Source organism: Pseudomonas kielensis (genome assembly GCF_014236655.1).
GTDB classification, from domain to species: domain Bacteria; phylum Pseudomonadota; class Gammaproteobacteria; order Pseudomonadales; family Pseudomonadaceae; genus Aquipseudomonas; species Aquipseudomonas kielensis.
The window spans coordinates 90,699-100,710 of sequence record NZ_JACMYG010000023.1 but is presented as its reverse complement, the minus strand read 5'-3'; the positions used below and the strand labels follow the sequence as shown (position 1 = coordinate 100,710).

The following is a 10,012-nucleotide window of genomic DNA, read 5'->3' as shown; positions in this document are numbered from 1 at the left end:
GCCCGAACGGGCCTCTTTTTTATTGCGCCAGGTGTTATTCCGGCGTGCCGTCGACCACACCAGCGGTGTTATCGATCAGGCTTTTGGTTGCCGTCTGCAGGAAGGCTTCCAGTTTCTGCTTCATCTCGGCGGTGCCCGGGGCATCCGGCACGATCTCGGCACGTGGATTGGCGCCCAGTTGGTACTGGTACATTTTCGGCGCCATGTCCTTCTCCTTCGGCAACACCAGGATCTGGTCCTGGGTGATGATCGCCGTGGTCTGCTCGCTACCCGAAGGTTTGATCACACCGAAGCCGGTGTCGCCCTGCGGCAGGTTGAGCAGGTCACGCCCCCAGCACTGGTGACGCACTTCGCCACCCAGGCGACCCATGATGGTCGGCACGATGTCGACCTGAGTCCCCACGGTGTGGTTCAGGGTACCGAACTTCTCCTGGATACCTGGCGCGATCATCAGCATCGGCACGTTGAAGCGGCCCAGGTCCATTTCGGTGATCTGGCGCTCGTTGCCAAATCCATGGTCGCCAACGATGACAAACAGGGTTTCCTTGAAGTACGGCTCCTTGCGGGCCTTCTCGAAGAACTGCCCCAGCGCCCAGTCGGAGTAGCGCATGGCGGTCAAGTGTTCGTTGAGGCTGCCACGACCGGTGACCGGCTCCACCGGCAACGGGGTCGGCAAGGCGTACGGGGTGTGGTTGGACAGGGTTTGCAGCAAGGCATAGAACGGCTTGCCGTTTTCACGCGCCTTGAGCTCCACCAGGCCACGGTCGAACATGTCCTGGTCGGACACGCCCCAGGTCGGGTCGGAGAACACTGGGTTGACGAAGTCGTTGCGGCCGACAAAGTTGGTCATGCCCTGGTTGCTGAAGAAGCCCGACTGGTTATCCCAGGCAAAGTCACCGTTGTAGACATACACGTCATCGAACTTGCGCGCACTGAGCAACTGCGGCAGGCCCGACAGCTTGTGGCTGCCTTCCGGGGTCTGCATCAGGTATTCGAAGCCCGGCAGGTTGGGGAAGCACGCCATGGTGGCGAACATGCCTTGGTGGGTGTGGGTGCCGTTGGAGAAGAAGCGGTCGAACAGCAGGCCTTCCTGGGACAGTTTGTCCAGGTACGGCGTGATGTTGCCCGGCGCGCCCAGCGCACCGACCGAGTGACCGGCCATGCTTTCCATCAGGATCACGACGACGTTCTTGATCGGCAGGGTCTTGTCGGCAGGCGGCAGGAAATCCCGGCGCACGGCAGCGCTGTCGGCATCCACCAGCTTCTCGTCCGGCATTACCAGCATGTCGCGCACGATCTGCTGCGCCTCAGGCTGCGGCAGGGTGGCTTTCCAGATGTTGTCACGGTCTTCGGACATACGGCTTTTCGCCGCGGCGACCAGTTGCAGGGTGCCGTTGAGGCCCAACTGGTTGGCGAAGTTGGAGTCGGTGGTGTACACGTCGCCCCAGCGCATTGGCGGGCCCTGACGCAGAGTGCCACGGGCCGCCGCGACACAGATCAGCAGGCAGACCATGAACACCGCGGTGCGGGTGTACCACGGCGCCACCTGACGGGTGCCGACGTTGCCGCCGCTGAACGGGCCGCGCGGACGGGTGGCACGGTCAGCACCCTTGAACGCCAGGCTCAGCAGCCAGGTGCCGACAACCCACGCCAGCAGGTAGCGCACCACCGGGAACCCGTACCAGAGCATGCTCATCACGGTCTTCGGGTCTTCCTTCACGTACTGGAAGACCAGGCCGTTGAGGCGCTGGTGGAACTCGCGGTAGAAGTCCATCTCCATCAGGCCGAGGAACAGCGCGATGCTCGAGACCACCGTCAGCCACAACCGGAACAGGCCACGGGCCGCCATCGCCCGTACGCTGAACAGCGACAGCAACAGCGGGATGCTGAGGTAGATCACCAGACGCAGGTCGAAACGCAGGCCATTGGCGAAAGCTTCGAGGAACGTCGAAGCCGGTGTGTCAAGAATCATCTCCCGGTTGTACACCAGCAACGCCAGGCGCAGCAGGGAGAGCATCACCATCATGACCAGGGCGCAGAGTAGCGTGTACGCCAGATGGGATTTGACGGTCGGTTGCAGCAAGCGATTCGAAGCTCGCTGCTGATTCAGGGCGTCCGTGTTTGCCATGTCGTTTTAGGACCCATTGGAAGTTGAAGTTACAAGAAGTAGCGGCGCCCAGGTCTTCTTATTGCCATGCCTTGCGGAAAATGGCCGGGACCCTGCGCGGAGCACAAATGTTGCACGATCACCCACGGCATTGCCATTGATTACTCGCAAGCACAGGCGGGACGAGAGCCGGGGATGAAAATCAAGCGGGCGAATTGTCTTGGAGCGGTTGTGAAAATTTCGTGCAAAGCATATCTGGAAACACAAAATAGGTACTACGAGCTAACCTGGTCCTGCAGCCGCTGCCGAAGGCTGCGTTGGGTTGCGCAGCCTTCGGCGGTAGTGCCAAGTTGAATGAACGTCCTGCGGCCGTTGACGCCGCCTCGCGCTGCTCGACAGTTGCTACGGTCGTTGAGGGGGGCTATAGGCGCACGTTGCCCCGGGGGCCGGCGATGGCCCAGATGATCAGGCCCAGTACCGGCAGCAGCAGGATCAGCAGTATCCAGACGATTTTCATCCCGGTTTGCGCGCCGCTCTTGAGCACGTTGATGATCGCCCAGATATCCAGCGCCAGGATAATCAGGCCAACCAGGCCGTTAAAGGTGGAACCCATGGTGTTGCTCCCAATAGAAGGCATTCCCCCCTTAGGATAGCCGGCTCCCGGGAGGGTTCCGTTTTATTGCTGCGAGTTAGACGTGCACGGCTACCTTCAGTGCTTCCAGGGACGGCGCCGCATTGATCCCGACCTCGGCACACAACTCCAGGACCCGCGCCACGTCGTTGCCGTACACCAGCACGAGCTGGATCTCATCGTCGAGCAATTGGCTGAAGTTGAGCAGCGTGTAACCGCCGTTCTCCGGGTTCATGCTGCCCATCTGGATCTGGATCCGGTTGAGCGCGGTCAGCGCCTCGGTCTTGGCCAGTTGCTTGGGCTTGATGTTGAACGCCACGCCGGGGCCGAACGAGGCAACGATCTGCTCGAACAGGTCCATGTAAGTGTCGGCCTGGAACAGCACGGTGTCCGGCAGGCTGCCGACCACCACCCACTCACCCAACGCAATCGGGAACGTGTCGTCGTAGTTGATGTCCGGGTTGGCCGCCAGGAAGGCCTCGGGGTCGGCGTACGCCTGCGCCGCCTCATCGGCGATCTGCACGATTTGCGCGTCGCTCATGCAGCCGGAGCTGATTTTACTGATGAGTTCGATGAGTGCGGCTTTCATGGCAGATCCTGTAGCGAGGGAGATTTTCGGCCGCGAAGGATAGCGTATTTACCGGTAATTATTCAGCGAAGCTTGCGACCCCACCCCGTTATCAAGCGAGGATCTTCTCCAACTGCGCCGTAGTATCCGCCGCGCCCATGGTCTTGGCCGCGTCCAGCGCGGTGATGCCATTGGCGTCCTTGGCCTTGGGATCGGCGCCCTTGCCAATCAGGTAGTCGACGATGGCTGTGCGGTTGAACATCGCGGCCATCATCAACGCGGTCCGGCCATCAAAGGACGAACCTTCGATCTGCGCCCCGCCGTCGACCAGTGCCGTCACCACCGCCAGGTCACCCTTGAACGCCGCCCCGGCAATCGGGCTTTGGCCGTTGTCGTTGCGAATCTGCGGATCGGCCTTATGCTCCAGCAGCACTTTCACCGCATCGACATGCCCGTGGTAAGCCGCCAGCATCAACAGGGTATCGCCCTTGTGATTGCGCAGATTCGGCGGCAAGCCCTTGCTCAACAGCGCCGCGAGCATGGCTGCATCGCCTTCACGGGCCTTGTTGAAAACCTGCTCGGCAAAGTCCGCGGCTTCTTCCGGGGTCATCTGGCGGGGTTGGTCTGACATTGGTGACTCCACATTCGGTCAATCGATAAGCCGCTAGTGTCCGCAAGCGGCCTGCCCCCTGTCACCCCTTTTTTCTCTCACGCCACCATAGCCACAATCAATAACGGAACTTGCCGCCGTGGATATCCGCCAGTACCTGCTCGGTGATCTGCACGTAGGTGTCGGAACCCGGCAGCCAGGCGTAGATCGGATCGTCGCCGGTCTTGCCGGGGTCGAAGGCTTCGTCCTTGAGGCGGGTCTTCTGGTACTTGAAGGTCCCGGTGGTTTCCATTTTGACTTTCACCCGCAGGAACAGCGGCACCGCATAGGCCGGCATCTGCTCGCGGGCAAAACTCAGCAGCTCAGTGAAATCCAGGGTCGCCAGGGATTCGGCCGGGGTGATCGCCGCCATGCCGGCACGCCCGTTGGTGTTGCTGATCTCCACGCCATAGGCCACCGCCTCGGCGATATGCGGGTGCTGCAGCAGGATGTTCTCGACCTCGGTGGTGGAGACGTTCTCGCCCTTCCAGCGATAGGTGTCGCCCAGCCGATCAACGAACTGGGCGTGACCAAAACCGATATTGCGCAGCAAGTCACCGGTATTGAAGTAACGGTCACCCTTTTCGAACACATCGTGCAGCACCACTTTTTCGGTCTTTTGCGGGTCGGTGTAGCCGTCCAGCGGTGCCTTGTCGTCGATCTTCGCCAGTAACAGGCCTTGCCGGCCCTTGCCGACTTTCTGCATGAAGCCGGCGCTGTTGCGTAGCGGCGCTCCACTGTCATGGGCGTACTCGACCAGTTCCCAGGACATCAACGAAAAACCGATGGTGTTGTCGAAGTTGAGGATGTTGCTGAAACCTATGTTGCCGTCACTGGCGGCGTACAGCTCACAGATATGGTTGACCGCAAAACGCTCCTTGAACTCGCTCCACACGCCGGGACGCAAACCGTTGCCAATCATCTTCACGACCGCTTGATCCCGGTCGTTGGTGGCCGGCGGCTGGTCGATCAGGTAGCGGCACAACTCGCCCACGTAACCGATGGTCGTGGCCTGGTACTTGCGCACATCGTTCCAGAACTGGCTGGCGCTGAACTTGCGTCTGATGGCGAACCCCGAGGCACCGCAGATGGCTGAGCCCCAGCACACACACAGCCCCGTGGCGTGGTACAGCGGCAAGGTGCAATAGACGACGTCGTCCGGGCTCATATCCAGGGCGATCATGCCGAAGCTGGCGCTGCTGCGCATCCAGCGCCCGTGCTTGAAGACCCCGGCCTTCGGCAACCCCGTGGTGCCGGAGGTATAGATGTAAAAGCACGGGTCGTCGAGAAACACCTGCTGGCTGCTGGGCGGGTTGTCACTGGCGCAATCGACACACTCGGCCATCAGGTTGCGCAAGCCCTCTGGCGCCTCACCGCTTTGCCGCGAGCAATCCTGGTCGGCCACCCACCAGGTGCGGGTTTCGTCGATGGCCACCTGCTGGCGAATCGCTGAATAGGCCTGGACCAACTCCCCGCCGACGACGATGGCCGCCGGCTTCACCAGGTTGACACTGTGCAACAGCGCTTGCTGGGTTTGCGAAGTATTGAGCATGGCGCTGATGGCGCCGACCTTGGCCACCGCCAGCACCGTCACCAGCAGTTCCGGACGGTTCTCGATGAACACCCCGACCACGTCGCCCTTGCCGATGCCCTGGGCCAACAGGTGATGAGCGATACGGTTGGCCCACTGGTTGACCTGTGCATAAGTCAACGACACGCTGCCGTGCAGCAAGGCGGGGCCATCAGGGTTACGAACTGTCGCCTGTTCGAAGGTGAACGCCAGGCCACAAGGCTGGTCCGGCTGTTTGACATTGGCCAGCTTGAGGCCCTTGGCCACCCGGGGCAGGGCTTTGATGATCGACGGCAACTTACGGAGCATCATGCTCCAGGTAATCGTGTCGTGGTGCGTGCTGCTCATGGTTGCTCCCGTTCGGCCCTCTGCGGCGGGCCGGTATTGTTATTGTCGGGCGAACATGCAATCGAGGTGTTCGGGCAACTTCATCCCTGTATGAGACACAACGGAAAACCTCTGCTTAACGGCAAAAAAGTACGCCAGGGGTTCTGTCGCTGTACACGCGGTTTTTGAAATGTTTTGTATCCGGCCCTCGCCCACTGCCGCGGCCGCCCAGCGCGCCCGACCACGGCGGCACACTCTCGCAAAATGCAGGATGCACGATGGCCATTCATGCAGAATGCACGAATCCGAAAAATTCACTTTATCGTATACGCTTGATTTATAAGGAATTTTTAAAAAAACAATACTGGCACAAACGCTGCAACTACCCCTCCATGCTTGCCATTCATGTGCACACGGAGCTGATAGACATGAGCCTGATCCAAGAAAAATTCACTTCCTTGTTCTCCAACTTCGACGTCACCACCCAGGCACGCCCGGATGGCGGCATTCTGCTGACCTTGCGCAGCAGCGAAGGCAAAGTCTTCAAGCGCTCGATTTCCTACGCCCAATTGCATGCTGGCGATCAACTGTCCTGGGTGATCAGCGCAATTCGTCGCGACCTGGCGGAACAGGCCAGCGAGTTGCCACAAATTTCCATGCTGCAGAGCCAACAACGCTTTGCCCTGCCGACCTATCACTCAATGTGATCGAGCGGGTTCGTTGCCAGACATCCCTGGGCCACCTGACACACCGTCAGGTGGCCCTTTTTTTCAGCGCAACATGCCGCGTTTGGCCGCCTCCCCCACCGCTTGCGCACGATTGCTGACCTGCAGCTTGGCGTAGATATTGGCCAGGTGATATTTCACCGTGGCCTGGGAAATCGAGCGGATCACACTGATTTCCCACACGGTCTTGCCGCGCTTGGCCCAGTGCAGGATCTCCAACTCCTTCTCGCTCAGCGGCTTGCCTGCCCGATCCGGACGCCGGCGCTTGACTGGCTTGCTCCCCGGCCCGGCGTCGCCCGTTGCACTGTCCATTACCTTTCTCCTGGTGATCGTCCATGCCCTGCGCTCGGACGGCGATCGTCCGGGCCAGTGGTTGGGTGTCAGAAAGAAAGAGTTACATAGAGGGCGGATTAAACAAGCGCATCAACGCTGAATCAGTCTTCACTGACTCAGCAATAGGCAACGTCCTACGCACAGTGCAAGGAAGGCCCGGATGGCGCACTGCGCCAGCGTTTAATCGCCTGTAGCGCATCCGGTCGGCTGTTTAATCTTCCAGCCGTGGGAAGTGCCCGGCGATGCCACCTGGGGTGATGCGGGCCCGTGGTTCCAGGGCATTGCTGAACAGGCCGATGGCCACGAAGTGCGGTCGCTCGCCCCCATCGAACCAGTGCCGGGTACCGGCAGGCACCAGGATCAGGTCGTTTTTCTCGCAGAGTACGGCGTACACATAATCGTCGATGTGCAGATTGAACTGGCCGCGTCCGGCGACAAAGAACCGTACCAGGTCCTCGTCAAAGTGCTGTTCTTCGAAAAGCCCGGCATGGGGTTCGGCGTGGGGTGACTGTTCGCTGCTGACACTGGTGACTTGCACCCCCAGGTAACCGCGCGCGGTCATCAACTGGTCGATCGGCCCTTGATAGGCGGCCACCAACTCTTCATCGCTGGCGCCCGGTTGCAGCTTCGCCGTCGCTTGCCAACGGTCGAACCTGACCCCCTGTTCTGCCAGGGTCGCGGTGATGTCGTCGAAGTGGGTCAGGACCTTGTTCGGCAGGTCCGGGCTTGAAACGTGGTAAACCGACAGGCTGCTCATTTCGGCAACTCCTCTTGCATGCGTGAGGCAATGATAACGGCTGCAGCCAGCGCGGCGAGGCTTGCAATACTAAAGGTGAAGGTGGCACCCAGGGCATTCCAGCTGTAGCCGGCGTACAACGCCCCCAGCGCGCCCCCGGTACCGGCCAGTGCCGCGTAGAGCGCCTGGCCCTGACCCTGCTGGCGCGGGCCGAAACTGCGCTGGACAAAATGAATGGCCGCGGCGTGAAAACTGCCAAACGTGGCCGCGTGCAGGACCTGCGCGAACAGCAGCACCCAGAGAAACTCGGCGAACGAGCCCAGCAGCAGCCAGCGCAACGCGGCCAGCAGGAAGCTGGCCAGCAGCACCCGGCGCACCGAAAACCGCGCCAGGATCCGGCTCATGAACAGGAACATCAAGACTTCGGCGACCACGCCCACGGCCCAGAGCATGCCGATCACTCCACGGCTGTAGCCCAGGCGTTCCAGGTGCAGGGTCAGGAAGGTGTAGTACGGCCCGTGGCTGAGCTGCATCAGGCCCACGCAGGCATAAAATGCCAGTACCCCCGGGCTGCGCAATTGCTTGACGAAGCCCTCCCCCGCCAGCCGGCTGCCAGGCGCTGGCTGGGCGTTGGGCACCCACAGGCTGCTGATGATGATCCCGGCCATGATCACCACCAGGGTTACCGGGTAGATGTCCAGGCTCAACCATTCGAACAGCCGCCCCAGTGCAACCACCGCGATAATGAAGCCAATCGAACCCCACAAGCGGATCTGGCTGTAGCGCGACGCCTGGCCTTGCAGGTGCGCGAGGGTGATCACTTCGAACTGGGGCAGCACGGCGTGCCAGAAAAAAGCGTGCAGGGCCATGACCATGGCCAGCCAGGCGTAGCTTTTGCTGACGAAGATCAGGCAGAACGTCAGCAGCGTACAGACCGCGCCAAAACGCACGATGGCCAGCCGCCGGCCCGTGTAGTCACCCAGCCAGCCCCAGATATTGGGCGCGACGCAGCGCATCAGCATGGGAATCGCCACCAGTTCGCCGATGCGCGCAGGCGAAAACCCCAGGTGGTCGAAGTACAGCGCCAGGAAAGGCGCTGTCGAACCGAGCAAGGCGAAATAGAACAGATAAAAGCTGGAAAGCCGCCAGTACGGGAGCGCCGCCACGGCCATCAGACCGCGGCGACGTCAGGGCCGGGCTTCACAGCTGGCCCAACACCGGGGTACTGACGCGCACGTCGGCGTTTTGCCCGCGATGGCGCAGCAGATGGTCCATCAACACAATGGCCATCATCGCTTCGGCAATCGGCGTGGCACGGATGCCGACGCACGGGTCGTGGCGGCCCTTGGTGATCACGTCCACCGGGTTGCCGTGGACATCGATCGAACGGCCCGGGGTGGTGATGCTCGACGTTGGCTTGAGCGCCAGGTGGGCGACGATCGGCTGGCCGGAAGAAATGCCCCCGAGGATGCCGCCAGCGTTGTTGCTGAGGAAACCTTGTGGGGTCAGCTCGTCGCGGTGTTCGGTACCGCGCTGGGCGACACTGGCGAACCCGGCGCCGATTTCCACGCCCTTGACCGCGTTGATGCTCATCAGCGCATGGGCCAGCTCGGCATCGAGGCGGTCGAAGATCGGCTCACCCAGGCCCGGCTTCACGCCTTCGGCGACCACGGTGATCTTGGCGCCGACCGAATCCTGGTCACGGCGCAGCTGATCCATGTAGGCCTCGAGCTCCGGCACCTTGTCCGGGTCGGCGCTGAAGAACGCGTTCTGCTCCACCGACTCCCAGCTCTTGAACGGGATTTCGATCGGGCCCAACTGGCTCATGTAGCCGCGAATCACGATGCCCTGGGTGGCCAGGTACTTTTTCGCAATCGCCCCGGCCGCCACGCGCATGGCGGTTTCGCGCGCGGAACTGCGACCGCCGCCGCGGTAATCGCGTTCGCCGTATTTGTGGTGGTAGGTGTAGTCGGCGTGGGCCGGGCGGAACAGATCCTTGATCGCCGAGTAGTCCTTGGACTTCTGGTCGGTATTGCGGATCAGCAGGCCAATGGCACAGCCAGTGGTACGGCCTTCGAACACGCCGGAGAGGATTTCCACCTCGTCGGCTTCCTGGCGCTGGGTGGTGTGGCGGCTGGTGCCTGGCTTGCGTCGGTCGAGATCGCGCTGCAGGTCGTCCAGGGACAACTCAAGACCCGGCGGGCAGCCGTCGACAATGGCGACCAACGCCGGACCATGGCTTTCGCCCGCGGTGGTGACAGTGAACAGCTTGCCGTAGGTATTGCCGGACATGCAGGGCGCTCCGTGAAATCGCTGAACTAAGTGCGCGCCAGTATACGCAGGCTCACTCCGTAGTTCATCCTCGA

At 61.4% G+C, this 10,012-nt stretch carries 10 protein-coding genes; 1 reads left to right on the top strand and 9 read right to left on the bottom strand.

Annotated elements, in window-relative coordinates; genetic code table 11:
- Positions 1 to 34 precede the first annotated feature (34 nt).
- The 5 genes from H7995_RS20045 to H7995_RS20025 form a co-directional block, all read right to left on the bottom strand.
- Entirely contained in the window at positions 35 to 2,128 is a 2,094-nt protein-coding gene (locus H7995_RS20045; RefSeq protein WP_166593170.1) for an LTA synthase family protein, read from the bottom strand.
- A 400-nt stretch (positions 2,129 to 2,528) separates the two neighbouring features.
- Complete coding sequence (locus H7995_RS20040) at positions 2,529 to 2,720, bottom strand: PLDc N-terminal domain-containing protein (RefSeq protein ID WP_095167976.1); 192 nt, start codon at positions 2,718 to 2,720, stop codon at positions 2,529 to 2,531.
- Between the two features lie 76 nt (positions 2,721 to 2,796).
- A complete protein-coding gene (locus H7995_RS20035) occupies positions 2,797 to 3,327 on the bottom strand; it encodes a hypothetical protein (RefSeq protein ID WP_095167974.1) in 531 nt (176 codons plus the stop codon).
- Positions 3,328 to 3,418: 91 nt separating this feature from the next.
- A complete protein-coding gene (locus tag H7995_RS20030; RefSeq protein WP_166593169.1) occupies positions 3,419 to 3,937 on the bottom strand; it encodes an ankyrin repeat domain-containing protein in 519 nt (172 codons plus the stop codon).
- 97 nt (positions 3,938 to 4,034) lie between these two features.
- Positions 4,035 to 5,873: a long-chain-acyl-CoA synthetase gene (locus H7995_RS20025; protein WP_166591614.1), complete on the bottom strand. Its 1,839-nt coding sequence runs from the start codon at positions 5,871 to 5,873 to the stop codon at positions 4,035 to 4,037.
- A 407-nt stretch (positions 5,874 to 6,280) separates the two neighbouring features.
- Here H7995_RS20025 and H7995_RS20020 point away from each other — a divergent pair, with 407 nt between their 5' ends.
- Positions 6,281 to 6,559 carry a DUF3509 domain-containing protein gene (locus H7995_RS20020; RefSeq protein ID WP_095167968.1) on the top strand — a complete coding sequence of 93 codons (279 nt, stop codon included), beginning with the start codon at positions 6,281 to 6,283 and terminating at the stop codon, positions 6,557 to 6,559.
- Positions 6,560 to 6,622: 63 nt separating this feature from the next.
- Here the strand turns inward: H7995_RS20020 and H7995_RS20015 are convergent, their stop codons facing one another.
- The 4 genes from H7995_RS20015 to aroC form a co-directional block, all read right to left on the bottom strand.
- A complete protein-coding gene (locus tag H7995_RS20015; RefSeq protein WP_166591615.1) occupies positions 6,623 to 6,889 on the bottom strand; it encodes a helix-turn-helix domain-containing protein in 267 nt (88 codons plus the stop codon).
- A gap of 232 nt (positions 6,890 to 7,121) precedes the next feature.
- Entirely contained in the window at positions 7,122 to 7,667 is a 546-nt protein-coding gene (locus tag H7995_RS20010; RefSeq protein ID WP_166591616.1) for an acireductone dioxygenase, read from the bottom strand.
- On the bottom strand, positions 7,664 to 8,818 hold the full coding sequence (locus H7995_RS20005) for an MFS transporter (protein ID WP_166591617.1): 1,155 nt from the start codon (positions 8,816 to 8,818) through the stop codon (positions 7,664 to 7,666). Before H7995_RS20005 ends, H7995_RS20010 begins: the two co-directional genes overlap by 4 nt.
- 28 nt (positions 8,819 to 8,846) lie before the next feature.
- A complete protein-coding gene (gene aroC / locus H7995_RS20000; RefSeq protein ID WP_166591618.1) occupies positions 8,847 to 9,938 on the bottom strand; it encodes a chorismate synthase in 1,092 nt (363 codons plus the stop codon).
- Between the last annotated feature and the right edge of the window lie 74 nt (positions 9,939 to 10,012).

Excerpts from the sequence above, each read along its gene's own strand:
- H7995_RS20030 (WP_166593169.1), bottom strand. The coding sequence starts at position 3,937 with ATGTCAGACCAACCCCGCCAGATGACCCCGGAAGAAGCCGCGGACTTT.
- H7995_RS20020 (WP_095167968.1), top strand. The coding sequence starts at position 6,281 with ATGAGCCTGATCCAAGAAAAATTCACTTCCTTGTTCTCCAACTTCGAC.
- H7995_RS20010 (WP_166591616.1), bottom strand. The coding sequence starts at position 7,667 with ATGAGCAGCCTGTCGGTTTACCACGTTTCAAGCCCGGACCTGCCGAAC.
- H7995_RS20025 (WP_166591614.1), bottom strand. The coding sequence starts at position 5,873 with ATGAGCAGCACGCACCACGACACGATTACCTGGAGCATGATGCTCCGT.
- aroC (WP_166591618.1), bottom strand. The coding sequence starts at position 9,938 with ATGTCCGGCAATACCTACGGCAAGCTGTTCACTGTCACCACCGCGGGC.
- H7995_RS20045 (WP_166593170.1), bottom strand. The coding sequence starts at position 2,128 with ATGGCAAACACGGACGCCCTGAATCAGCAGCGAGCTTCGAATCGCTTG.
- H7995_RS20040 (WP_095167976.1), bottom strand. The coding sequence starts at position 2,720 with ATGGGTTCCACCTTTAACGGCCTGGTTGGCCTGATTATCCTGGCGCTG.
- H7995_RS20015 (WP_166591615.1), bottom strand. The coding sequence starts at position 6,889 with ATGGACAGTGCAACGGGCGACGCCGGGCCGGGGAGCAAGCCAGTCAAG.
- H7995_RS20035 (WP_095167974.1), bottom strand. The coding sequence starts at position 3,327 with ATGAAAGCCGCACTCATCGAACTCATCAGTAAAATCAGCTCCGGCTGC.
- H7995_RS20005 (WP_166591617.1), bottom strand. The coding sequence starts at position 8,818 with ATGGCCGTGGCGGCGCTCCCGTACTGGCGGCTTTCCAGCTTTTATCTG.